This is a genomic window from Pseudomonas sp. S9 (assembly GCF_000222125.1).
Lineage (GTDB): Bacteria > Pseudomonadota > Gammaproteobacteria > Pseudomonadales > Pseudomonadaceae > Aquipseudomonas > Aquipseudomonas segetis.
Map to the genome: position 1 here is coordinate 530,813 of NZ_AFFX01000002.1, position 25,123 is coordinate 555,935.

General features: G+C 57.1%; 21 protein-coding genes and 2 pseudogenes. 22 read left to right on the forward strand and 1 reads right to left on the reverse strand.

The genetic code is table 11. The features are described from left to right. Positions 1-109: 109 nt before the first annotated feature. The 20 genes and pseudogenes from PSES9_RS0106385 to argR all read left to right on the forward strand — a co-directional run bounded on the left by PSES9_RS0106385 (position 110) and on the right by argR (position 21,768). Positions 110-1,117 carry an AraC family transcriptional regulator gene (locus PSES9_RS0106385; RefSeq protein ID WP_029529400.1) on the forward strand — a complete coding sequence of 336 codons (1,008 nt, stop codon included), beginning with the start codon at positions 110-112 and terminating at the stop codon, positions 1,115-1,117. Positions 1,118-1,291: 174 nt separating this feature from the next. Further along, positions 1,292-2,242 carry a GlxA family transcriptional regulator gene (locus PSES9_RS0106390; protein ID WP_010485193.1) on the forward strand — a complete coding sequence of 317 codons (951 nt, stop codon included), beginning with the start codon at positions 1,292-1,294 and terminating at the stop codon, positions 2,240-2,242. A 179-nt stretch (positions 2,243-2,421) separates the two neighbouring features. Next, positions 2,422-3,882: an ATP-binding protein gene (locus PSES9_RS0106395; RefSeq protein WP_010485194.1), complete on the forward strand. Its 1,461-nt coding sequence runs from the start codon at positions 2,422-2,424 to the stop codon at positions 3,880-3,882. A gap of 296 nt (positions 3,883-4,178) precedes the next feature. Then, positions 4,179-5,003, forward strand: coding sequence for an alpha/beta fold hydrolase (locus PSES9_RS0106405; RefSeq protein ID WP_010485196.1), 825 nt, complete (start codon positions 4,179-4,181; stop codon positions 5,001-5,003). Between the two features lie 41 nt (positions 5,004-5,044). Beyond that, entirely contained in the window at positions 5,045-5,455 is a 411-nt protein-coding gene (locus PSES9_RS0106410; RefSeq protein WP_010485197.1) for a DoxX family protein, read from the forward strand. 17 nt (positions 5,456-5,472) lie between these two features. Further along, positions 5,473-6,012, forward strand: a complete 540-nt coding sequence (locus PSES9_RS0106415; RefSeq protein WP_010485198.1) for an antibiotic biosynthesis monooxygenase — start codon at positions 5,473-5,475, stop codon at positions 6,010-6,012. Positions 6,013-6,114: 102 nt separating this feature from the next. Beyond that, complete coding sequence (locus PSES9_RS0106425; RefSeq protein ID WP_010485199.1) at positions 6,115-7,953, forward strand: amidohydrolase; 1,839 nt, start codon at positions 6,115-6,117, stop codon at positions 7,951-7,953. A gap of 7 nt (positions 7,954-7,960) precedes the next feature. Continuing rightward, complete coding sequence (locus PSES9_RS0106430; RefSeq protein WP_238530367.1) at positions 7,961-9,544, forward strand: MFS transporter; 1,584 nt, start codon at positions 7,961-7,963, stop codon at positions 9,542-9,544. Between the two features lie 85 nt (positions 9,545-9,629). After that, entirely contained in the window at positions 9,630-10,256 is a 627-nt protein-coding gene (gene ycaC, locus PSES9_RS0106435; RefSeq protein ID WP_010485203.1) for an isochorismate family cysteine hydrolase YcaC, read from the forward strand. 69 nt (positions 10,257-10,325) lie between these two features. Beyond that, entirely contained in the window at positions 10,326-11,237 is a 912-nt protein-coding gene (locus PSES9_RS0106440) for a LysR family transcriptional regulator (protein WP_010485204.1), read from the forward strand. Positions 11,238-11,335: 98 nt separating this feature from the next. Then, a complete protein-coding gene (locus PSES9_RS0106445) occupies positions 11,336-12,217 on the forward strand; it encodes a DMT family transporter (RefSeq protein ID WP_010485206.1) in 882 nt (293 codons plus the stop codon). Between the two features lie 352 nt (positions 12,218-12,569). Then, a pseudogene (locus tag PSES9_RS25645) lies at positions 12,570-13,256 on the forward strand (PAS domain-containing protein); the annotation flags it as partial. Between the two features lie 105 nt (positions 13,257-13,361). Beyond that, positions 13,362-13,796, forward strand: a pseudogene (locus PSES9_RS25650) (methyl-accepting chemotaxis protein); the annotation flags it as partial. A 164-nt stretch (positions 13,797-13,960) separates the two neighbouring features. Next, positions 13,961-15,922 carry an acetate--CoA ligase gene (acs, locus tag PSES9_RS0106455; RefSeq protein WP_010485210.1) on the forward strand — a complete coding sequence of 654 codons (1,962 nt, stop codon included), beginning with the start codon at positions 13,961-13,963 and terminating at the stop codon, positions 15,920-15,922. Positions 15,923-16,464: 542 nt separating this feature from the next. Next, positions 16,465-17,244 carry an ABC transporter substrate-binding protein gene (locus PSES9_RS0106460; protein WP_010485211.1) on the forward strand — a complete coding sequence of 260 codons (780 nt, stop codon included), beginning with the start codon at positions 16,465-16,467 and terminating at the stop codon, positions 17,242-17,244. A 151-nt stretch (positions 17,245-17,395) separates the two neighbouring features. Next, positions 17,396-18,085, forward strand: coding sequence for an ABC transporter permease (locus PSES9_RS0106465; protein ID WP_010485214.1), 690 nt, complete (start codon positions 17,396-17,398; stop codon positions 18,083-18,085). A gap of 16 nt (positions 18,086-18,101) precedes the next feature. Beyond that, complete coding sequence (locus PSES9_RS0106470) at positions 18,102-18,800, forward strand: ABC transporter permease (protein WP_010485216.1); 699 nt, start codon at positions 18,102-18,104, stop codon at positions 18,798-18,800. A 10-nt stretch (positions 18,801-18,810) separates the two neighbouring features. After that, positions 18,811-19,923, forward strand: coding sequence for a succinylglutamate desuccinylase/aspartoacylase family protein (locus PSES9_RS0106475; protein ID WP_010485218.1), 1,113 nt, complete (start codon positions 18,811-18,813; stop codon positions 19,921-19,923). A 26-nt stretch (positions 19,924-19,949) separates the two neighbouring features. Beyond that, positions 19,950-20,714 carry an ABC transporter ATP-binding protein gene (locus tag PSES9_RS0106480; protein WP_010485220.1) on the forward strand — a complete coding sequence of 255 codons (765 nt, stop codon included), beginning with the start codon at positions 19,950-19,952 and terminating at the stop codon, positions 20,712-20,714. Positions 20,715-20,784: 70 nt separating this feature from the next. Next, positions 20,785-21,768 carry a transcriptional regulator ArgR gene (gene argR, locus PSES9_RS0106485; RefSeq protein ID WP_010485222.1) on the forward strand — a complete coding sequence of 328 codons (984 nt, stop codon included), beginning with the start codon at positions 20,785-20,787 and terminating at the stop codon, positions 21,766-21,768. A gap of 59 nt (positions 21,769-21,827) precedes the next feature. Here the strand turns inward: argR and PSES9_RS0106490 are convergent, their stop codons facing one another. Then, the gene (locus tag PSES9_RS0106490; RefSeq protein WP_010485224.1) at positions 21,828-22,367 is read right to left on the reverse strand and encodes a DUF1523 family protein; all 540 of its coding nucleotides are present in this window, start codon (positions 22,365-22,367) and stop codon (positions 21,828-21,830) included. 484 nt (positions 22,368-22,851) lie between these two features. On the opposite strand from PSES9_RS0106490, the gene PSES9_RS0106495 reads away from it, so the two are divergent. Next, complete coding sequence (locus PSES9_RS0106495) at positions 22,852-23,850, forward strand: ATP-grasp domain-containing protein (RefSeq protein ID WP_010485226.1); 999 nt, start codon at positions 22,852-22,854, stop codon at positions 23,848-23,850. Between the two features lie 91 nt (positions 23,851-23,941). Then, positions 23,942-25,081: a trypsin-like peptidase domain-containing protein gene (locus PSES9_RS0106500; RefSeq protein ID WP_010485228.1), complete on the forward strand. Its 1,140-nt coding sequence runs from the start codon at positions 23,942-23,944 to the stop codon at positions 25,079-25,081. Positions 25,082-25,123 lie beyond the last annotated feature (42 nt).

Consider the following 25,123-nt stretch of genomic DNA (forward strand, 5'->3'; position numbering starts at 1 on the left):
GTAGTCACATTGCAGGGTAGGCAATGCAGTCATTGTTTGTAGGGTCATTGTTCGCTTACCTGTGGTAAATTAATTGATCTTTGATGACTTTTAATTGATTTCAAGCGACATGACCGCACTTATTCGAACGACTTCATTTACGGGTTTCCGAGAGCTTGTGGGGCAATTGGGGGGCGATCCGTTGCTGCTGTTGGAGCGGTTCCGGGTTCCCATACATTTGCTCGACGAAGAAGATGCCTCGGTGCCGCTACGCACCCTGATCGCATTGCTGGAGTGTGCGGCTGAGGAGTTCGACTGTCCTGATTTCGGCCTGCGCATGGCGGAATACCAGGACATCCATATCCTCGGACCCGTGGCGATTATTGCGCGAAGTTCTGCAACCGCCGGGCAAGCCCTGGCTGAACTGGTGCGCTTTATTGGTTATCACAGCCCGGGTATCGAACTGGACCTGGATTTATCCCAGGCTGATGCACCGCGCATGTCCGTTGATATTCGCCTGCCCGGCGTGCATATGCAGCGGCAGATGGTTGAGCTGGCAATGGGGGTGGCGCATAACATCATGAGGTTGCTGTTCGGCAGCTCTTTTGCCGCTCAGTCGGTGCTGCTCAGCGGCATCAGCCCCTTGCCGCAGGCGCGTTATCGACGCTATTTCAAGACTTCGGTGTATGACGCCCAGCCACTCAATGCCTTTGTGCTGACCCATGAACAGCTGGGGCGACGTATCGAGCAGCAAGACCCCAGCCTGCACCGAGCGATGGTCCAATACCTGAGTCAGATCGGTGCTGAAAGGCCTGTGAGCCTGGTCCAGCAGGTTGAGCGCCTGATTTTCCGGCTGTTGCCGACCAACCGCTGCCGTCTTTTGATTATTGCCGCACAGCTTGGCATGCATCCGCGCTTGTTGCAGCGGCGTCTTGCCGAGGAAGGTTGCCGCTTTGATGAGTTGGTCGAGCAGGTGCGTCGGAACCGGGCCGAGCACTATTTAAGTGAGCGGCACATGCCCATGTCACAAGTGGCGGGCCTGCTCGGTTACAGCGAGCAAAGCGTGTTCAATCGTTCTTGTAAGCGCTGGTTTGGCTTGACGCCGGGTGAGTACCGTCGCCAGTTGCTGAACGGCTAAGGCTTGCACGCCAGAAGTATTGCCCTGATTAACCGGGGCTGCTTGGCATTTAGCGCATTTCGTTGCGTAATGTTATGAATTAATTGGATTTTTATCAGTCAGTGAGCCGCTTGCCTGTACTCTATAATTGCCTAACCTTTAGGCGAAGGTTTTTATTTTTGCGGATCATGGTTGATGAAAACGGTCGCGGTCATTTTGTTTCCCGAACTCCTGCTGCTCGATGTCGCCGGGCCGGTAGAGGTTTTCTCTATTGCCAACCGATACCTTGAGCCCCAAGACCGCTACGAGATCCTGACAATCGCCTCGGACAGCCTGGCGGTCCGCACCTCAAGTGGAATAACGCTCACGGCAGACAGCCATATCGACCAGGCCGGCGGCTTCTACGATGTGTTGATCGTCCCGGGTGGCCCGGGTGCCTACAAGCAGGCATTCCCAGCGTTGCAGTGCTGGCTGCGCAAGATCACCAGCCAGGTCCAACTGTTTGCCTCGGTCTGTACCGGCGCATTTATCCTGGGGCAGGCTGGCCTGCTGGACGGGCGGCGGGTCACCACGCATTGGAACTACACTGAACGACTGGCTGAAAAATACCCCGAGGCCAAGGTTGAAACCGACCAGATATTCGTCCGGGACGGCAACCTGATCACCTCGGGCGGTGTTACCACCGGCATTGATCTGGCTTTGTCGATCATTGCTCAAGACCATGGCAAGAAGATTGCCTTGTCCGTTGCCAAGGTGCTCCTGGTGGTGATGCAGCGGCAGGGCGGGCAAATGCAATTTAGCCCCTTGGTTGCTGATGTGGCCAAGGATGATTCGCCTATTTTCAGGGTGCGCAACTACGTCCTGGAAAACGTCACTGAGGATTTCAGTGTTGAACGCATGGCCAGCCTGGCGGCCATGAGTGCCCGTCACTTTGCGCGAACCTTCACCCGTGAGGTGAATATGACGCCTATGGAGTTTGTCCAAAGCGCCAGGATCGACAATGCGAGACGTCTTCTTGAAAGCAGTAATTTGCCTTTAAAAACAGTTGCCTACAGAAGTGGCTTTGGCAGCGCGCGACATATGCGTCATCTTTTCGTAGAAAAACTGGGGTTGCCGCCAAGCCAATATCGCCGACAGTTCAGCTAGCGGGTTCGGGTGTCCGTATTGGGCATCTCATTGGCAGTATCGCCCCCCATGGGCAAGCTTGGTTGTCTTAAATCTTTGCCAGAATACAAGGGAACCCTTCAGCAGGAGGAGCGCTGGCCTCTTGACGAGATGTGACCATCAAGCGCTTGCAAGGCATGAGTACACTCAGAAGTCTTTGTTTGGATGAGATACGCCGGTTCGGCTCGTTCAGTTTTTATGTACAGCGTCGCGTTGTATTGCAGGGCGATCGGCCACTCCGGGTCGGCAGCAAGGCGTTGGATATCCTGCACTTGCTGATTGAAAACGCCGGGTCGGTGGTCAGCAAGGAGGCAATCATTGCCCATGTGTGGCCAAGCACTGTCGTCGAAGATACCAATTTGCGCGTGCATATAGCCGCTCTGCGCCGAGTGTTGGGTGACGGTTTGAATGGCCAGCGCTATATCGTCAATATTCCACAGCGTGGCTACAGTTTTGTCGCCGATGTGCAGACCACGGCTGCGGATATCGCTGGCCCGGAACAGCGGGCAACCGCTCCCACCAAGTTGCCCGCGCTCCTGACCTCGATCAAGGGCCGCGAGGCGGTTATCGATCACTTGGTCAGGCAATTACCCGGTCGACGACTGATGACCCTGGTGGCCGATGGCGGCATGGGCAAGACTGTGGTGGCGGTTCGCGTTGCCGAATTAGTCCTTGAGTATTACCAGGATGGCGTGGTCTTTGTTGATCTGGCAGCGGTAATCCATCCTTCGCTGCTGCCGGCTCAGGTTTGCTGCGCACTGGGTCTGAGCTTCGACCAGCAACAGCCACTTGAGCGTCTGCATGAGTATTTGCACGGACGCCACTTATTGCTTTTGCTGGATAATTGCGAGCACCTGGTCAATGCCTGTGCAGAGATGGTCGAGGCCCTGCTCAAGAACGCACCGCGGCTATCGATCTTGGCAACCAGCCGCGAGCCACTCTTGGTTGCGCTGGAAAACGTGCTGCGCCTGCCGGCCCTGGCCTTTGCCCAGGATGCCTCAGGGCTCAGCGTCGCCGATGCCATGACCTACGGCGCGATACAGCTATTTGTCCAGCGCGTTGCAGCGCAGCAGCAAGACTTCAGCCTGAATATTTCGGATGTGCCGGCAGTGGTGGATATTTGCCGGCAACTGGAGGGCTCGCCCCTGGCTATCGAGCTGGCAGCGGGTTACGTCAGCGTATTCGGCTTAAAAGGCATGTGCGAGCAATTAAATGGCAATTTCCTGTTGGCCATGCAAGGCACGCGGACGGCCTTTATGCGTCAGCATTCGCTCCGCGCTTCCCTGGACTGGAGCTATGCACTGCTAACGGTTACGGAGCAGGTGATCCTGCAGCGTTTTGCTCTGTTTGACGGGACTGTAACCCTCGAACAGGCGATTAATGCCATCAGTTGCAGGCATGTCAGCGAGTCGGACATTTTCGAGGCGATAGTGCAGTTGGCGGCCAAGTCATTATTGGTTGTTGAGATGGGCGAGGAGGCCGTGCATTACCGCCTGCTCAAGGTTACTCGCATCTACGCCCTGGAAAAGCTCAAGGCCTGCGAGGACTTTTCGGTCCTGCGTGCAGAGTATGTCCAGCAGCGCCAGATGCGAGCGATCGAACAGGATCGCGATTACTGCTGAGCTGTTGCCTGTCTTGTATTTTTCGTGGGCTGTCCTTGCACCACAAACCGAAGCTAGCCTGGCCTTTGTGCTTCACCGGTAAATCCCTGCCTAACGACGATTAACAACCCTTAACTCGCACTCTTGCTGATCAGGGCTGAATATGCAGCCAGACCAGCAATTTGCGTCGTGCGCAAGAGCTCAGCGAGTCGTCTGCCACCCTGGGCTTGAACCTGTGGCTCAACGCTGAACTGATCAAGCAACTGAAGTAAGGGCAAACAATCCGCGTTCCCACTTATTTTGCAGAGGATTTTCAGATGAGCACCATTACCACCCGTGACGGCGTTGAAATCTATTACAAGGACTGGGGCAGCGGCCAGCCAATAGTCTTTAGCCACGGCTGGCCTTTGACGGCCGATAGCTGGGAGTCGCAGATGCTGTTCCTGGCCGACCAGGGGTATAGGGTCATTGCCCATGATCGTCGTGGCCACGGGCGCTCTAGCCAGCCATGGGAGGGTAATGACATGGATCATTACGCCGATGACCTGGCCGAGCTGATCGAGGCGCTTGATCTCAAGAATGCAGTATTACTGGGCTTCTCGACAGGTGGCGGTGAAGTTGCACGCTATGTCGGTCGTCATGGCACTGCCCGGGTTGCCAAGCTGGGGCTTATCTCCGCAGTGCCACCCTTGATGCTGCAGACGCCGGACAACCCCGAGGGTGTGCCGATTGAGGTGTTCGACGGTATTCGCGCCGGCTCTATCGAAAACCGTTCGCAGCTCTATAAAGACCTGGCCAGCGGGCCATTCTTCGGCTTCAACCGCCCAGGTGCCGTGACCTCCCAAGGCATGGTCGACTGGTTCTGGATGCAGGGCATGCTCGGTGGCCACAAGAACACCTATGACTGCATTGCAGCCTTTTCTGCCACGGACTTTACCGAGGACTTGAAGAAGTTCGATGTGCCGACCCTGGTGGTGCATGGCGATGACGACCAGGTCGTACCCATTGGCCGTGGCGGCCAAGCGTCAGCCAAGCTGGTAGCTGGCGCCAAGCTGATTGTATATCCAGGCGCGCCCCACGGCCTGACAGACACGCACAAGGATCAGCTTAACGCAGATTTGCTGGCCTTTATAAAAGGTTGAGTCCATCTGCGCCAAGCCAGCAATAGTAGTGAGGTGCAGCCATGCGCAATGCCGTCGATTGGGCGCTTTTATTCTTGCGGGTTAGCGCCTCGCTACTGTTGTTGCAGGTTCACGGGCTGCCGAAGTTGCTGCATTTCAGCCAGCAGGCCCAGGTCATTGAAGACCCATTTGGCTTGGGCGGCGCGCTAACGGTCAGCTTGGCCATTTTTGCCGAAGTGCTGTGTCCGCTGCTGGTTATCCTGGGGATTTTTACCCGTCTGGCCTGCTTGCCGGTGGTGTTCTTGTTGTTGGTTTCGTTGTTGCTGGTTCATCCGCAGTGGAATTTGGAGGATGGCCAGTTTGCCTGGTTGCTCTTGATCATTTTCACCGCTCTGGCAATAGCAGGGGGCGGCCAGTTTGCCGTCGGGCGCCGCAGCTTTATTTGGCAAGGTAGGTTGCAGTGGGCTCACTAGACCCAGCCGGGGATGCAATGAAAGAACTCGATATTGTCACCTTGATTGTGCGCCATCGGGTCAAGCCGGCGCAGCAACCCGCTTACGAGAAGTGGCTGCGCCGGACCACGCAGATAGCCAGCACATACCCTGGACACCTGGGTGTCAACGTGATGCGTGATGCTGGCCAGTTCATCTGTGTGCTGCGTTTCGCCGGAACGGCTGAGTTACAGCACTGGCTGGATTCCAGTGAGCGCCGCCATTTGATCGAGGAGGTGGCGCCTTTGCTCGACGAGGGTGACCAGACCCAGGTAGAGACCACCCGCGAGTTTTGGTTTACCCCGGCCAATACCCAGCCAGCGCCGCGCTGGAAGCAGGCTTGCGTCACCTTCATGGTGATATTGCCACTTAGTTTGCTGGTGCCCTTGCTTTGGCAACCGCTCTTCCAGCGGATGCCTTTGCTGGCGGGTTACTGGGCCAGCAATGTGGTGATCACGCTGAGCATTGTTCTATTGGTGGTTTATTTCTTTATGCCGCGGGCGACGGCTTTATTTGCCCGCTGGCTGAGCCCGCGTTGAAGCCGATGTACACCGGTTTAGTCGACAGCAGCAGTGATTTGATCTGCTGTATCAAGCGCCGCAGTTGCTGGCGTATTACCCAGGATATCGAAGGGAAAAGCCATGAGCGCTGATTTGATTCTGTTTAACGGTCGTCTGCACACGGTAGACCGCGAAAAGCCCGAGGCCACGGCGGTCGCGATCAAGGACGGACGTTTCGTGGTGGTCGGCAGTGATGCCGAAGCCATGGCCATGCGCAACAGCGCCACTCAAGTGGTCGATCTACAGCGTCGCACTGTAGTGCCTGGCCTCAATGACTCGCACCTGCACTTGATACGCGGTGGACTCAATTACAACCTGGAGCTGCGCTGGGAGGGCGTGCCATCACTGGCCGATGCCTTGCGCATGCTCAAGGCTCAAGCCGAGGTTACCCCCGCACCACAATGGGTGCGAGTGGTTGGCGGCTGGAATGAATTCCAGTTCGCCGAGAAGCGCATGCCAACACTTGATGAGCTCAACCAGGCGGCGCCGGACACACCTGTATTCGTTCTGCATCTGTACGACCGTGCGCTGCTTAATCGTGCGGCGCTGCGAGTGGTGGGGTACGACCGCAATACGCCAAACCCTCCGGGCGGGGAAATCCAGCGTGATGCCAATGGCGATCCAACCGGAATGCTGGTGGCCAAGCCCAATGCCATGATTCTCTACTCGACGCTGGCCAAGGGGCCGAAGTTGCCGCTGGAATACCAGGTCAACTCGACGCGTCAATTCATGCGCGAACTCAATCGTCTTGGCGTCACCAGCGCGATTGACGCCGGTGGCGGATTCCAGAACTACCCTCACGACTATGCCGTCATCGAGGAACTGGCCAAGGCCAAGCAGTTGACCGTACGCATCGCCTACAACCTGTTTACCCAGCGGCCCAAGGAAGAACTGACGGATTTCAAGAACTGGACGGGTTCGGTGAAGCTGCACCAGGGTGACGATTTTCTGCGGCACAACGGTGCCGGTGAGATGCTGGTGTTCTCCGCGGCTGACTTCGAGGATTTCGTTGAGCCGCGTCCAGATCTGGCGCCCGACATGGAGGCTGAACTGGAGCCGGTTGTACGTCATCTGGTCGAGCAGCGCTGGCCGTTCCGTTTGCATGCAACCTATGACGAATCCATCTCGCGCATGCTGGATGTGTTCGAGAAGGTTAACCGGGATATTCCCTTTGATGGCTTGCCCTGGTTCTTTGATCACGCCGAGACCATCACGCCAAGGAATATCGAGCGGGTGCGAGCCCTGGGCGGGGGAATCGCCATTCAGGACCGCATGGCATTCCAGGGCGAGTACTTTGTCGACCGCTACGGCAAGCAGGCCGCTGAACAGACGCCGCCGATCCAGCGCATGCTCGCCGAGGGCGTGCCCGTGGGTGCGGGCACCGATGCAACCCGTGTTTCCAGCTACAACCCCTGGACTTCTCTTTATTGGTTGGTGAGCGGTAAGACGGTTGGCGGCATGGCGCTGTACCCCGAAGGTTTGTCGCGGGCAACGGCCTTGCAACTGTTTACCCATGGCAGTGCCTGGTTTTCGTCGGAGCAGGGCAAGAAAGGCCAGATCAAAGTAGGGCAACTGGCAGACGTGATTGCCTTGTCGGCGGATTACTTCTCGGTCGATGAAGAGGCGGTCAAATGGATTGAGTCGGTGTTGACGGTCGTCGGTGGCGAAGTGGTGTATGCCAGCGAAGAGTTCAGCAAATTATCACCGCCTTCGGTACCGGTCATGCCGGACTGGTCGCCAGTGATCAATGTGCCAGGGCATTGGCGGCTGAATGCGCCCATGGCGCAACAGGTCCATCAATGTGTTGGTGCCTGCGCGGTGCATGCACATAGCCATGAAAAAGCACGACTATCATCGGCTCCAGTCAGCGACTTCCAGGGGTTCTGGGGCGCATTCGGGTGTTCCTGTTTTGCCTTCTGATACTGCTGTGAAATCGTCGGCCTGGAGCCCCTTGGGTTACAAGACCTTCCGTTGGCTGTGGCTGGCCAGTATTGCCTCGAACATCGGCACCTGGATGCATGAGGTGGGAGCGGGTTGGTTGATGACATCGCTGTCCGCCAGCCCGATGAATGTGGCGCTGGTACAGGTTGCGGGCTCGGCGCCGATGTTCTTCCTGGCGCTGCCGGCAGGGGCGATGGCCGACATTGTTGACCGGCGACGCTATTTGCTTGGTGTGCAATTGTGGATGGCGGCGGTGGCAATGGCGTTGGCCTTGCTGACCCTGAGCGGCCAGATGACTGTGACCCTGTTGTTACTGTTGACCCTGAGCATGGGGATTGGCACCGCCTTGATGATGCCGGCATGGTCGGCCCTGACCCCCGAGCTGGTGGGTAAGGCCGACCTGCCAGCGGCAATTGCGCTGTCCAGTGTCGGAGTCAATGTGGCGCGCGCGATTGGTCCAGCCATTGCGGGTGTTTTGGTCAGTTTGAGTGGACCCTGGGCGACATTTGCCCTTAATTCCCTGTCGTTCTTCGCCGTTATAGTGGTGTTGCTATTTTGGCGCCGCGAAGTGGCTCCAGCGGTACTGCCGGCTGAGCGTTTGTGGGGCGCCATTCGTGCAGGCTGGCGCTACAGCCGGGCATCAAAGCCCCTGCAGGCGGTGTTGCTCAGGGCCTTGGCGTTCTTCCTCGGCGCCAGCGGTGCCATGTCGTTATTGCCACTGATTGTCCGCCAGGAACTACAGGGTAGCGCTGCGGACTTTGGCCTGCTGCTGGGCAGCGTCGGTGTCGGCGCTGTGACCGGCGCAACCTTGTTGCCCAAGGTGCGCGAGCGCGTCCAGGCCGATGCCTTGGTTGCCGGGGCCAGCGTGCTCTATGCCCTTGTTATTCTGGCCTTGGCCTTTATCCGTGATCTCCCCCTGCTGATTGCAGTGATGTTTATCAGTGGTGCCGCCTGGATCGCGGTGCTCTCAACCTTGCAAGTGGCGGCGCAGACGGCGGTTCCCAGCTGGGTTCGTGCGCGCGCCTTGTCGGTTTATATCCTGGTTTTCTTCGGCAGCATGGCCAGCGGCGGCCTGCTATGGGGTTTTGTTGCCAGCCACAGTTCAATCACCACTGCCTTGTGTTTTGCAGCACTCGCCTTGCTGTTGGGGATTGGCGCGACCTTCTACTTCAGGTTGCCAGTGACCGATGCCGAAGACCTGGCGCCTTCACTGCATTGGCCTGTACCGGTGCTGCTGGAGCCGCAAGACACTGATCGGGGTCCGGTCATGATCACCGTGGAATATCAAGTCGCTGCCCAGGACTGGTTGGCATTTCAACAGGCGATGAATGATGTGCGACGCATGCGTCGGCGCAATGGTGCGTTCTCCTGGACATTGGTCCAGGACACCGAAAATCAGCAGCGTTGGCTTGAGGTGTTCTTTGATGAGTCCTGGCTTGAACACTTGCGTCACCACAATCGCGTTACCCGTGCCGAGCAACGTATCGAAGCCAAGGCCCGGCGCCTCCAGGTTGACGGCGTGCCGGTGCAGATACGCCATCTGCTTGCCGGGCAGGGCCAGCGGCCATGATTTTTCTGCTATTGGCGACACAGGTGCGTGCTGGAACGCCCGTCAATAGATATACCCCCAACCAGCAATCCAAGGAGAGTCTCCCATGAGTACAGTAATGCCCTATTCGCGCCTCAATAAAGACGACGCAGTTGTGCTGTTGGTCGACCATCAAACCGGTTTGATTTCTCTGGTACAGGATTTCTCGCCCAATGAGTTCAAGAACAACGTACTGGCCCTGGCTGATCTGGCCAAGTTCTTTGAATTGCCAACCATTCTGACCACCAGCTTCGAAAGTGGCCCGAACGGTCCCATCGTTCCTGAGCTGAAAGCCATGTTCCCGGATGCGCCCTACATTCCACGCCCAGGACAGATCAATGCCTGGGACAACGAGGATTTCGTCAAGGCGATCAAGGCAACTGGCCGTAAGCAGTTGATCATTGCCGGGGTGGTCACCGATGTCTGCGTGGCGTTCCCAACCTTGTCGGCATTGGCTGAGGGTTTTGAAGTCTTTGTGGTGACCGATGCATCTGGCACCTTCAACGAAACCGTTCAGCAGGCCGCCTGGAACCGTATGAGTGCAGCGGGCGCCCAGATGATGAACTGGTTCGCCGTGGCCTGTGAACTGCATCGCGACTGGCGCAACGACATTGAAGGCTTGGGCAACTTGCTTTCCGAGCGTATCCCGAACTACCGTAACCTGATGAACAGTTACTCGGCGCTGACCAAGTAAGGCACCGGCGCCAGCCTGCGGGCTGGCGCCATTTATCCTGAGAGACCCGACGGGGTGTGGGACAAGGCGATGAATCGCAATGACATGCGCAAGGTTGACCTGCATCTGCTGATTATTTTTGAAGTATTGATGCTTGAACGCAATTTGACCCGTGCCGCCGAGAAGCTGTTTCTCGGCCAGCCTGCTATCAGCCATGCGCTGTCCAGGTTGCGGGATTTTTTCAACGACCAACTGCTTATTCGTACCGGTCGCACCATGGAGCCAACCAAGCGCGCACTGGAAATATTCGAACAACTGCGTCCGGCGCTGGATGCAATGTCCAATGCCTTGAGTTACGCGCAGGAGTTTGATCCCGCCACCAGCAAGCTGACGATGCGCATTGGCCTTTCCGATGATGTCGAATGCGGTCTGCTGCCGCCGCTTTTGAACAATCTGCGCCAGCAGGCACCCAACCTGGTGCTGGTTATTCGACGCACCAATTTCCTGTTGATGCCCAGCCAGCTTGAGTCGGGTGAGATATCGGTGGGTGTCAGCTATGTGATGGATTTACCGGCCAATGCAAAGTGCCGGACCTTGCGGCTGATCGATACCAAGGTGCTGCGCGCGGACGACCGTCCTGGCGCTCTGACCCTGGATGAGTATTGTTGTCGCCCGCATGCGCTGGTGTCGTTTTCTGGCGATCTCAACGGCAACATTGATCGCGATTTCGAGCGTATTGGACGCTCGCGCAATGTGGTTCTGGCCGTGCCGCAGTTTAATGGCTTGCGCTCCTTGCTGGCAGGCACTGAGCTGCTGGCGACCGTGCCCGACTACGCGGCTGCGGAACTGGTCTCCGGTGGTGGCTTGCGTGCCGAACCTGCGCCTTTTGCAATCTCGCAATCGAAGCTGTCGATGGTCTGGAGCAGTGCCCAGGACAACGACTGTGCAGAGCGTTGGCTGCGTTCAAAAATCGTTGAATTCATGGGCAGCGAAAACCATTAGATTCATGGCGACGCTTGGTCAGTTGGTTGCTCTGCACTATAGTTAGCAACCTATTCATCCTTTGTGGGCCTTGACCTGCATTTACTGACGAGGCGTGCATGAGTGCCAGCAGCGCAACGCTGTCGAACCCCAGTCATCCAATCAAGGGGATCCTGCTTATCCTGTTGGCGACATTTTTGTTCGCCAGCCATGATGCGCTGTCCAAGTACTTGTCGGGCTTCTATCCGATCGTGATGGTGGTGTGGGCCCGGTATGTGGTGCATACCCTGCTTATGGCCGCGATCTTCCTGCCGCAGTCGGGGTTACGTGTACTGCGCACCAGGCGCCCGGGGCTTCAGGCCCTGCGTGCCAGTTGCCTGCTGGGTACCAGCCTGTTCTTTACCAGCAGCTTGCTGTTCATCCCCTTGGCAGAAGCGACGGCGGTAAACTTCCTGGCCCCGCTGTTGGTGACGGCCTTGTCCGTGCCCTTGCTGGGTGAGTCGGTAACCCGGCGCCAGTGGGCGGCTGTGCTGGTGGGCTTTGCCGGGGTGCTGGTGATAGTGCATCCGGGCGGTGAAATGTTTACCCCGGCCATCATATTGCCGTTCTGTTCAGCGATGTGCTTTAGCTGTTACCAGATACTTACTCGCAAACTTAGCGAGGTTGATTCCCCGACCACCAGTAATTTCTTCGCCGGATTGTTCAATACCTTGCTGGTCAGTGCGCTGGTGCCGTTTTTCTGGGAAATTCCAAGTTTGACTCATGGCCTGCTGATGCTCGCGCTGGGTACCTGCGGCATGTCTGCCCACCTGTTCCTGACCCAGGCATTTCGCCGTGCGCCACCTGCATTGCTGGCACCATTTGGCTACTGCCAGATTGTCTTTGCCGGGTTGCTGGGGTTCCTGGTCTTTTCCCACGTGCCTGATCTGAGCACCTTGGTCGGTATTGTGGTCATTTGCTTGAGCGGACTGGCTGCGGCCTGGCAGCAAGGACGCCGCTGAGGAACCCTTAAATAACCTCTGCGCCTGATATTGGTGGGCAGCCCGCGCTGGGGCAGCCCGTGCTGGAGCGCCTTTGGCTGTTACTCCTGTTGCTCGCCATTTTCTTTGAGAAGCATCATCAGGCCTGGCTTCAGGCGCCTGTCGGTGCGTATAGGCCTATGCAAATTGCCTCTTGCGAATATTTATGCGCCTGCACTTAAGAAAAAATGAATAGCGCCGATTATTTGGACATGCCCCATCAATCTGAGTGAGTAGCGCCGCAATGTTCAATCGCAAGATGAAGCAGGAATTGGCAGAGTTGCGGGAGGCCTACTCTCGGACTCGGCAGATTAAAGAGTCTATTTACCAGGAGATGCTGGTGCTCGAGCTCGATGCCCAATGCCGCATCCTGTTCGTCAATGAGCTGTTTCTCGAGGAAATGAACTACCGTCGCGAAGACCTGATAGGGCATGACCTTGAAGAGTTGATCCCCGGTTTTTTCCGCAGTGATGTCAATTATAAATCATTGAAAAAGGCCCTGGCCCAGGGTGAGCACATCAGTGGTGCTTATCGCTTGCTTTGCGGTAACGGCGACGATGCCTGGCTACGCGCAATCTGGCAGCCACTGCGCAATGGCAAGGGTGTAGTTGAAGGCTTTACCATGTGCGCCAACAACCTGACCCGCACCATAGAAACCTCCAAGGAACATGAAGGCCTGATCAATGCACTGTTGCGCTCAACTGCGGTTATTGAGTTCAACCTCAAGGGCGAAGTGCTGACGGCCAACGAGCGCTTTCTCGTGGCCATGGGGTATCGTCTCGATCAGATCCAGGGCAAGCACCACCGCACTTTCTGTGAACCCGAGGAATACAACTCGTCTGCATACCAGGAATTCTGGGAGCAGCTCAATCGCGGGAAATTTATCGCCGACCGCTTCAAACGCGTGGATGCCCATGGCCGCGTGGTGTGGCTTGAGGCCTCCTATAATCCGGTGCATGACGCCCACGACGTACTCTATAAAGTGGTCAAGTTCGCAACCGTTATTACCGATCAGGTCAATCGCGAGGAGGAAGTCGCTCAGGCGGCAAATATCGCCTACAGCACTTCGCAGCAGACCGACACCACGGCGAAGAAGGGCGCTTCAGTCGTAAGCCAGACCGTGGCGGTGATGCACCGGATTGCCGAGCAAGTGCAGGAAGCTGCCGAAGGTATCGAAGCACTGGACAAGCAGTCGCAACTGATCAGCTCAATCATCAAGACCATCAGCGGCATCGCCGATCAAACCAATTTATTGGCACTCAACGCCGCCATCGAGGCAGCCAGGGCAGGCGAGCAGGGACGCGGTTTTGCTGTGGTGGCCGATGAGGTGCGCCAGCTGGCGGGTCGAACCAGTCAGGCCGCCGAGGAAATTGTCGAGGTGGTGCAGAAAAACCAAACCCTGGCCAAGACCGCGGTGGGTAGCATGGCGAGCAGTCGTGAGCTGGCGGAGCAGGGGCTGGGCCTGGCCAATGAGGCGGGCGCGGTGATTGTCGACATCCAGGATGGGGCACAGCATGTGGTCAGTGCGGTTGGCCAGTTTGCAAACCAACTAAAGACCTGAGGTTGACAGGCTGAGCGGCGTGAGTCGACCCGCTTGGCCCGCACAAGCCCGCAGCCCGGCTGGTTGACTGGCGCTAATACCATGGTCGAATGGCCTGCAATGGGTCTGATGATCACACAATGGGGCATAAGAATAACCAACCCATTGTGTCGCAGGAGTTGTTGATGAGTGCTGTGAACCTGTATCCCGTGAGCCCAGAGGCGGCGGCCAAGTCGCTGACCGACGAGGCAACCTACAAGGCCATGTACCAGCAGTCCGTGGTGAACCCGGATGGTTTCTGGCGTGAGCAAGCGCAACGTCTTGACTGGATCAAGCCGTTTACCAAGGTCAAGCAAACCTCATTCGACGACCATCATGTCGATATCAAGTGGTTTGCCGATGGCACCCTCAATGTTTCCCATAACTGCCTTGATCGCCACCTTGAAGAGCGTGGCGACCAGGTGGCGATTATCTGGGAAGGGGACGATCCTTCGGAGCACCGCAACATCACCTACCGCGAACTGCATGAGGATGTCTGCAAGTTCGCCAACGCATTGCGCGGCCAGGATATCCATCGCGGCGATGTAGTGACTATCTACATGCCAATGATCCCCGAGGCGGTCGTGGCCATGCTTGCCTGTACCCGCATCGGCGCAATCCACTCGGTAGTGTTCGGTGGCTTCTCGCCCGAGGCGCTGGCGGGCCGGATTATCGACTGCAACTCGAAAGTGGTGATCACCGCCGATGAAGGACTGCGCGGTGGTAAGCGCATTGCCCTCAAGGCCAACGTCGACGACGCCTTGACCAACCCTGAAACCTCCAGCGTGACGAAAATCATCGTCTGCAAGCGCACCGGTGGCGACATCAAGTGGAACCAGCACCGTGACGTCTGGTACGAAGACCTGATGAAAGTTGCGGGTAGCTACTGCGCGCCGAAAGAGATGGGCGCCGAGGAAGCGTTGTTCATCCTCTACACCTCGGGCTCAACGGGCAAGCCAAAAGGCGTGCAGCACACCACTGGTGGATACTTGCTTTACGCGGCGCTGACCCATGAGCGTGTGTTCGACTACAAGCCGGGCGATGTCTATTGGTGTACCGCCGACGTCGGCTGGGTGACCGGGCACAGCTACATTGTCTACGGCCCCCTGGCCAATGGTGCGACTACCTTGCTGTTTGAAGGCGTGCCGAACTACCCGGATATCACCCGGGTGTCGAAGATCATCGACAAGCACAAGGTCAATATCCTGTACACGGCGCCAACCGCAATCCGCGCGATGATGGCTGAAGGCGAAGCTGCCATCAAGGACGCCGATGGCTCCAGCCTGCGCTTGCTGGGCTCTGTCGGTGAGCCGATCAACCCGGAAGCCTGGAACTGGTACTACAAGACCATCGGTAAAGAGAAATGCCCGATTGTCGATACCTGGTGGCAAACCGAGACAGGCGGCATTCTGATCAGCCCGTTACCGGGTGCGACAGCACTCAAGCCTGGCTCGGCGACCCGTCCGTTCTTCGGCGTCCAGCCAGCCCTGGTTGATAACCTGGGCAACCTGCTTGAAGGCGCTGTAGAAGGCAACCTGGTGATCATCGATTCATGGCCAGGCCAGGCGCGCACGCTGTATGGCGATCATGACCGCTTTGTCGATACCTACTTCAAGACCTTCCGTGGCATGTACTTCACCGGTGACGGTGCCCGCCGCGACGAAGACGGTTACTTCTGGATTACCGGGCGTGTCGATGATGTACTCAACGTCTCCGGTCACCGCATGGGTACCGCCGAGATCGAAAGCGCCATGGTTGCCCACCCGAAAGTGGCCGAGGCGGCCGTCGTCGGTGTGCCGCACGACATCAAGGGGCAGGGGATCTATGTCTATGTCACCCTGACTGGCGGCGTGGAAAGCTCAGAGCAGTTGCGCCAGGAGTTGAAAAACTGGGTGCGCAAGGAGATCGGTCCAATCGCTTCTCCTGACGTCATCCAGTGGGCACCGGGCCTGCCGAAAACACGCTCAGGCAAGATCATGCGCCGTATCCTGCGCAAAATCGCCACCGCCGAGTACGAAGGTCTGGGTGATATCTCGACCCTGGCTGACCCAAGCGTGGTGCAGCACCTTATTGATACGCACAAGGCCATGCAGAGCGCTTGCGCCTGAAGTATCTCTAGCGCGTCACCTGCAGTAAGCGAAACGCCCGGCTCCTTGGAGTCGGGCGTTTTTTTGTATGGTCGCGCAGATTGTCGGATGAGGCTGACGGCCCTGTGGCCCGCCTTGAATCCCCAGGGTTGGGGTAACAATGCCGCTCCTAAATGGGGCGCAGGGAAACACTTTGCGCTTTTAAAGGGCTGAAAATACTTGGCTTTTGAAATAAAATTGACGGCTTGGCCCCGTGAATACAGGGGTTTGAAAACTTGGCGTCGATATTGCTTTGATAATTGGTTACACTTCAATTCTTTCCATGCACTTTTTGCGTGGGATGTCAATCGCCAGGCCAGGTGCCTCAGGTGCATTTGTAATTACTTGTCGCATTGAAGAAATATAGAGTTTCAGCCTCTCGTTAGAATGCCGCTCACTCAGCCGAAGCCTTACATTGCCTGCGCTCTGCGTAGTCTTGATGGCGAGTTAACTATAATTCATGCATAGCTGAATGCATTTACTCACTGCCATCCGTTGCCATTCCCTTTCGAAGGAGTCACAAGATGAAGAAGATTGCACTTCTCGGCGCACTGGCGCTATCCGTTCTGTCGCCGCTGGCCATGGCTGATGATGCAAAACCGCTACGTATCGGCATTGAAGCTGCTTACCCACCCTTTGCCTTCAAGACTCCGGACGGCAATATCACCGGCTTTGACTACGACATCGGCAACGCCTTGTGCGAGCAGATGCAGGTCAAGTGTACCTGGATCGAGCAGGAGTTCGACGGTCTGATCCCGGCTCTGAAAGTCCGCAAGTTCGACGCGGTCCTGTCTTCGATGACCATCACCGAAGACCGTTTGAAGTCGGTGGACTTTTCCAAGAAGTACTACCACACCCCAGCCAAGCTCGCCATGAAGGCCGGTACTGTGATCAAGGACCCGCTGGTTGACCTCAAGGGCAAGAAAGTGGGTGTGCAGCGCGCTTCAATCTACGACCGCTATGCAACCGATGTATTGGCGCCTGCCGGCGTTGAAGTGGTGCGCTACAGCTCGCAGAACGAGATCTTCCTTGACCTGACCGCAGGTCGTGTCGATGCCACCCTGGCCGATGCCGTCAACATTGACGATGGCTTCCTCAAGACCGACGCCGGTAAAGGCTTTGAGCTGGTAGGTCCGGACTTTAACGAGAAGAAGTACTTCGGCGAAGGTGCAGGTATTGCCGTGCGCAAGGGCGACACCGCGCTGGCTGACAAGATCAGCGCCGCCATCCAGGACATTCGCGCCAACGGCAAGTACAAGGAAGTTCAGGACAAGTACTTCGACTTCAACGTCTACGGTGATTAATCGCCTCAACTGAAAGTGGCGCACACGGATCTCGTGCACATCTCAATCCGTTGGTGAACGTACACCGTGCAGGACCCTGGCTTGCACGGTATGCGCCACTTTTCGATGCACTCTTCGGCACCATCCGGTGCCTGCATGAGGACACTAGAGCATGCTGAATGGCTATGGTTCGACCATTCTTGACGGTGCCTGGCTAACCGTAATTCTGGCCCTGACCTCAATGGCGGTGGCGACTGTGCTTGGCTTGTTGGGCGCGGCCTTTCGCCTGTCGCCGATCAAGTGGCTGGCAGTTCTGGGTGAAACCTATGCCACTGTCGTTCGCGGTATTCCCGATTTGGTGCTGATCCTGCTGATTTTTTATGGCGGCCAGGACATGGTCAATCGTGTCGCCCCGATGCTCGGTTATGACGACTATATCGACATCAACCCCTTTGTGGCGGGTGTCTTCACCATGGGCTTTATCTTCGGCGCCTACCTGTCGGAAACCTTTCGTGGCGCTTTTATGGCGATCCCTAAAGGCCAGGCCGAAGCTGGCGTGGCTTATGGCATGAGCAATACCAAGGTGTTTTTCCGCATTCTTGTGCCGCAGATGATCCGCTTTGCCATTCCAGGCTTTACCAATAACTGGCTGGTACTGACCAAGGCCACGGCGCTGATTTCAGTCGTGGGCCTGCAGGACATGATGTTCAAGGCCAAGAGCGCGGCAGATGCCACGCGTGAGCCTTTTACCTTTTATCTCGCCGTTGCCGCGCTCTATCTGGTGCTGACCAGCGTTTCGCTGCTGGCTCTGCGTTATCTCGAAAAACGTTACTCGGTCGGCACCAAAGCCGCTGAACTCTGAGTAGGGGAGCGCACGCATGATTTTTGACTACAACGTTATCTGGGACAGCCTGCCGCTGTATTTCGGCGGCGTGTTGGTGACACTAAAGCTGCTGCTGATCTCCCTCTTCATTGGCCTGCTGCTGGCCATTCCACTGGCCTTGATGCGGGTGTCAAAGTCGGTATTCATCAACTTCCCGGCGTGGCTCTACACCTACCTGATCCGCGGCACGCCGATGCTGGTACAGCTGTTTTTGATCTACTACGGCCTGGCTCAGTTCGAGCTGGTGCGTGAAAGCGCATTGTGGCCGTATTTCTCCAATGCATCCTTCTGCGCCTGCATGGCCTTTGCGATCAATACCAGTGCCTATACCGCTGAAATCCTCGCCGGCAGCCTCAAGGCGACGCCCCATGGCGAGATCGAGGCAGCCAAGGCCATGGGCATGTCGCGGATCAAGCTCTATCGCCGGATTCTGCTGCCATCGGCTATTCGCCGGGCGCTGCCGCAATACAGCAATGAAGTGATCATGATGCTGCACACCACGAGCCTGGCCTCGATCGTGACCCTGATCGACATCACCGGCGCCGCACGCACGGTCAGTTCCCAGTATTACTTGCCGTTTGAAGCATTTATTACCGCTGGCGCTTTCTACCTGTGCCTGACTTTTATTCTGGTGCGCCTGTTCAAGCTTGCCGAGCGCCGCTGGTTGGCGTATCTGGCGCCACGCAAGCACTGAGGAGAGGTTGATGCAACGTATTGATCATCTATTGCCCTGGAGCACACCGGGCACTGAGCGCCGACTGTCGGTGTTTCGCTTTGGCAGTGGCGAACGCAAGGTTTATATCCAGGCTTCGCTGCATGCTGATGAACTGCCGGGTATGCGTGTTGCGGTAGAGTTGAAGCGCCGCTTGCTTGAGCTTGAGCAGCAAGGCCAGCTCAATGCCGTGATCGAATTGGTGCCCGTGGCCAACCCCATTGGGCTTGGGCAGATGGTGCAAGGTCAGCACCAGGGCCGCTATGAATTGTGCAGTGGGCAAAACTTCAATCGTGATTTTGTCGATCTGGCAGATGCGATCGCCCCTCAACTTGAAGGCAAGCTGGGCGCCGATGTGGCGGCCAATACACAGGTGATTCGTGTGGCCATGGTGGCTGCGCTCAAGGCCTTGGCCCCAGCGCAGTCGCAGCTCGAAGCCATGCAGCGCCTGCTGTTGCAGCATGCCTGTGATGCCGATGTGGTGCTCGACCTGCATTGTGACTTTGAGGCTGCGGTGCATCTTTATGCAATTCCCCAGCACTGGCCCCAGTTGCGCTCGCTGGCGGCTCGCCTGCAGGCGGGAACCGTACTGCTGGCTGAAGATTCGGGTGGCTCATCCTTTGACGAGGCGTGTTCGGGTCCATGGCTACGCCTGGCCCAGCGTTTTGCGCAGGCTGCAATTGAACCCGCATGCCTGGCCTCGACCGTGGAACTGGGTGGCATGGAGCGCACCGGGCGCGAGCAGGCCAATGCTGATGCGGAATCGATTCTGGCTTTTCTTGCCGAGCAAGGCTTGATCAGCGGCCGCTGGCCTGCAGCACCAGAAGATTGCTGCGATGCGGTGCCTTTTGCAGGTACGGAAATGCTTTATCCGCCGCATGCGGGCGTGGTGAGCTTCCTGCAGCCTGCTGGCGTTTATGTTGAGGCCGGGACACCCGTATTTGAAGTGATAGATCCGCTCGACGACCAGCACAGCGTGGTTTGCGCGGGTACATCAGGTGTGATCTTTGCGATTGAACGCACGCGTTTTGCCCAGCCAGGGCGCTGGCTGGCGAAGGTGGCCGGTCATCAATCCATACGTCAGGGCCGCTTACTCAGCGACTGATTCCACTGCATTCGAGAGTCGACACCATGTACAAACTTGAAGTCCAGGACTTGCACAAGCGCTACGGCAGCCACGAAGTGCTGAAGGGTGTTTCACTGGCAGCCAAGGCCGGTGATGTGATCAGTATCATTGGCTCCAGTGGTTCCGGTAAAAGTACCTTCCTGCGCTGCATCAACATGCTTGAGCAGCCCCATGGCGGCAAGATTTTGCTCAACAATGAAGAGCTCAAGCTGGTCGCCGGCAAAGATGGCGCTCTCAAGGCAGCCGATCCCAAGCAATTGCAGCGCATGCGTTCACGCCTGGCCATGGTGTTTCAGCACTTCAACCTGTGGTCGCACATGAGCGCCCTGGAGAATGTGATCGAGGCTCCCGTGCATGTGCTGGGCGTGTCGAAGAAAGAGGCGCTTGAGAAAGCCGAGTATTACTTGAACAAAGTAGGTGTCGCCCATCGCAAAGAGGCGTATCCCGCGCATATGTCCGGCGGTGAGCAGCAGCGCGTGGCTATCGCCCGGGCGCTGGCGATGGAGCCTGAAGTCATGCTGTTTGACGAGCCAACCTCGGCGCTCGATCCGGAATTGGTCGGTGAAGTGCTCAAGGTGATGCAGGACCTTGCCCAGGAGGGGCGTACCATGGTGGTTGTCACGCATGAAATGGGCTTTGCCCGTGAAGTGTCGAACCAACTGGTGTTTTTGCACAAAGGTGTTGTCGAAGAGCGTGGTTGTCCACGTGAAGTGCTGGCGAATCCTCAGTCCGATCGCCTCAAGCAGTTTCTCTCCGGTAGCCTAAAATAAGCACCTTAATCGAGTGGGGTCACTGGCGAGTCTTGCTCAGTGGTCGCATAACAGAGCTAAACTGCCCCGAATGAATGCCCACCGAATTGGCTTCCTGATCTGGCCCTCCACCAAGCCGTTAACCCTGGCAATGGCTGAGGAAGCGTTGCGCGTTGCCCAGCGTGTCCACCCGGAAGTGGTCTACGAACTTACCTTCCTGCAAGCCGAACCCCAGGCGGAAGCCGGTGGCTGGACGTTGCCGAGTGAGCCTTGGCCGGGCAAGCTTGAAGGGCTGCAACGCCTTTTCCTGCTGGCTGACGAGCCACCCGCAAACATTGCGCTGGGGTTGTCGAGTGCGATCAAGCAACTGGTGCGCAGCGGATGCGTGATAGGCGCCATTTCAGCCGGGGTGTATCCGTTGGCGCAGATGGGGTTGCTCGATGGTTATCGCGCCTCGGTGCATTGGCGCTGGCAGGATGATTTCGCCGAGCGCTTCCCCAAGGTGATTGCCACCAGTCATTTGTTTGATTGGGATCGCGACCGCTTGACTGCCTGTGGTGGCATGGCGGTGATGGACTTGCTGTTGGCACTGTTGGCGCGCGATCACGGCGCTGAGCTTGCCGGTGCGGTAAGTGAAGAGTTGGTGGTCGAGCGTATTCGCGAGGGTGGTGAGCGCCAGCGCATTCCGCTGCAAAATCGCCTGGGCTCGAGTCATCCGAAGCTGACGCAGGCGGTGTTGCTGATGGAGGCCAATATCGAGGAACCGCTGACAACTGATGAAATCGCCCAGCACGTTTGCGTGTCGCGCCGTCAGTTGGAGCGTATCTTCAAGCAATATCTCAATCGCGTACCGAGTCAGTATTATCTTGAGCTGCGCCTGAACAAGGCGCGCCAACTGTTGATGCAGACCAGCAAGTCGATTATCCAGATTGGCTTGTCGTGTGGCTTTTCGTCCGGCCCGCATTTCTCCAGCGCCTACCGCAATTTCTTTGGCGCCACCCCGCGTGAAGACCGCAACCAGCGCCGTAGCAACAGTCCTTTCGAGCTGACTTCGACGCCGATCGAGCGTGGCTGAGGTGGCAGGAACAACCCTTTTGGGTTGAGCCCTGCCGAGGTGTTAGTGACTCGTATCGCTTAACTGGCAACCACTTGGTTACGGCGTTTTTTGCGGCGCTTTAAGCTAACGACTACATACAGCACCGCTAGGCCAAGCAGGCTGAAGAAAATGGTATTGAACCAAGGGAAGGGCTGCGCCCGGCTGTTGGTCGCTTCGATATGGGTGATGTTGGGAAAGATCGAGAGTATCTGTATCCGCCAGCCGTAATAGCGGATAAGCGCCAGTTGCTCGGCATCACGAGAATAACCCTGGGCCTTGGCCTGCTCGTCCGCGGAGTCGAACTTGAAGTACCAGGGAAAGCTCCAGCCAGTATCTTCATTGCGATAGACCATGACCTTCTTGCTGTCCGGATCTTCGGTGTTGATAAAGTAAACATCGCGGGTCGGGCCGTCCGCCGGGTTCTCGGCATTGATCACCCCGTCATGATCGACGCGTTTGACTTCGACACCCGTGACCAGGACGACCTCGTGCCGGGGTAGTACGTAAAACAGACCCAGTGCACTGGCGGCAACCGCCAGGATAACTGCGCCCAGTGCCAGTCCTTTCAACCACTTCATGTGCAGACTCCATTGGTTATTAATCGAATATTGCCTGATTTTACCGGTCAAGGTCAGAGGTTCGGCCGGGAATAAGCCCAATATAGGGTTATAGACATTGGATGAAACAACTTTACTGCGCTGCCAGTGTTTGATTGGCCTTTGGTTGCGCGTCAATACGACTCATTGGCAGCTGCAAGGCAGCTGTTGCAAGCTGTTGATGCTCTCAGGATTGGTCGATTGACTCGCTGTAACAGTCAATTGATACAAGGTTTTGCTAGTCGTTTTACTCAACAGGCAAGCTGATATTATGGGTGCGCACACTAACCAGACGGACACCTATGCACGAGCATTGGCTCACCAGGCACACTTCGCTGAGCCGAAGGTTCTTCTAGCGAATTCAACTGCTAGTCATGCAGGCAATTCCTTGTTCCCCATGGAGATCAGAATTTACAGCCTCAGGCAGGCCAGTTGCTGCGAACGTGCGCATTTATAGGAGCTCCAGATGATCTGGTTACTCGAAGGGCAGTCCAGCCAGCGTGACATCATTGCAGGTGTACGCGATGCATTGCCCGAAGGTGTGAAGATTTTTGCTTCTCATCGCCAGTCACGTCCCGAAATTACCGGGCTCGCTGATGTCGCCCTGATAGAACCTGCAGATAACCAGGAACGTATCGAGTGGATCCTTGATACCGCCCGGGCGAACGCTGTGCGCGTCATAGTCGCTGGGCGTGAAGGCCATCTGCTTGAATCGTCCCGTGCGCGTTTTGACGCCGCTGGCCTGACGCTTGTGACCGGCGCGCTGTCGATTGATGCACTCAACATGGTCGACGACAAAAGCCTGTTCACGGCGCAAGCCGAACGTGCGGGTTTGGACTGTGTACCAGCCATTACCGTAACGGATGCCCGCCAACTGAGCGATGCCTATGCAAGGCTTGCGGCGCTGGGCGAGGTTTGCATCAAGCCGGTTGTAGGGATCTATGGCGAGGGCTTCTGGCGCTTCAAGCAAGATGCCGATCCATTTCGCTGCTTTGCCAAGACGGGCATGCGCGAAGTGAATTTCGACATGTACCTGCAGGCATACGCTGGCGCTGAAAACCGCCCGCCAATGCTGGTCATGCCCTATATGACCGGGAGCGAGTGCTCGGTCGATATCGTATGCGAGGCGGGGCAAGCTGTTGCTTTTGTCGGACGGCGCAAGTCTGGCCTGTACCAGAGCTTCGAGCGCGAAGGCGCTGCGGTTGAACTGGCGCTAAAGGCTGTGCAGCATTTTGCCTGTGACGGGATAGTCAATGTGCAGACTCGGGACGACTCCAACCACAAGCCCCATTTGCTGGAAATCAATCCGCGTTATTCCGGTGGGATCGGCTATACCCGGGCCACTGGCGTCAATTTGCCTGGAATCTTTGCTACTCGCCGCCTGGGCTTGGCGGAGCCAGAAACGGCTTGGCGAGCGGATGTCAGAGTAAAGGCGCTTACCATTGCTGTTCCGGTGGCAGCTTGATCTTGGATGATGATCGGATACTGCGTCTTGATTGCGCTTGTCTGCGTGATTACCGGACGAAGTTCATGAATGCTCAGGGAGAGCCTGGACAATGATGCTGCTGACGCCTGGCGCCAATGCTCCGATTTCGGCTAAGCGCAGCGAGTGGACGCTGGAGTGCGCCGATGCCGGTGCTTTTGGCGAATATGCGGCTGTTGCACTTTTGCCGCTTGACGAGAAACGCCAGCCAAAAGGCCCGGCTGCACTGTTCCAGACCGAGCGCGAATGGATGCAGTGGAGTGGCGGGCCGGAAAAGGTCGGTTGTGCGCTCGATTTGGCGGCACTGCCCGCTGGCGCTGACCGGGTGCTTCTGGTCGTCTACAGCTACGCTGCAGCCGGGCCGGTCAGCACGCTCAAAACCCTGCACCTGCAAATTGATGGGCAAATCGAGTGCAGGCTTGATCTTGGCGAGAACGGCGAGTCTGCGATCATCATCGGCGAATACTACATTCGCAATGAGCACTGGAAATTCCGCGCTCTGGCCGAAGGCTCGGCCTACGGTTTGGCGGCGATGGGGCGCAGGCTTGGACTTGATGTTGATGATGCCCATCCAAAAGGGCGCACCATGCCCTCGGATTCTGGTCGAGCTGCAGGCAGTGCAACGGGCACCGGCTTTGCTGTTTCAGCCAACCATATATTGACCTGCGCCCACGTTATCGAGGGGATGCAGGAAATTCACATTGCCTCTTTCGAGGGGCGTTATCGGGCCGAGCCCGTGGTGGTCGACCGCAATAATGATTTCGCCCTGCTCAGGGTCCTGGAATGTCCGGGGCTGAAACCGGTCGTATTCAAGGATGGGGCCGGTTGTGACCTTGGTGCCCCGGTCGTTGCCCTGGGATTCCCGCTCGCTGGCCTGGCCGGTGGAGGCGTGCATGTCACTCAGGGCGGTGTGTCGGCCCTGTTTGGGCTGCACAACGACTCGAGCCTTCTGCAGTTTACTGCCCCCATCCAGCCGGGCTCGAGTGGTAGCCCGCTGTTCGATTCCAGCGGCGCAGTGGTCGCGATGGTGACTTCAACCTGCCCGGACACGCAAAACATGAACTTTGCGGTCAAGGGCGCCTTGGTACTTTCTTTTCTTGAGGCTTGTCGTATCGATGCAGATAAAACGCCAAACGCAAGAGCCCTGAATACAGCTGAGTTGGCGCGTGAAGCCCAGCCTGCTTTATGGCGAATCGAGGCGCGAAACCTGTAGTTGCATCAAGCCCATGGAACCGGCGTTGGGTGATCTGCCCCA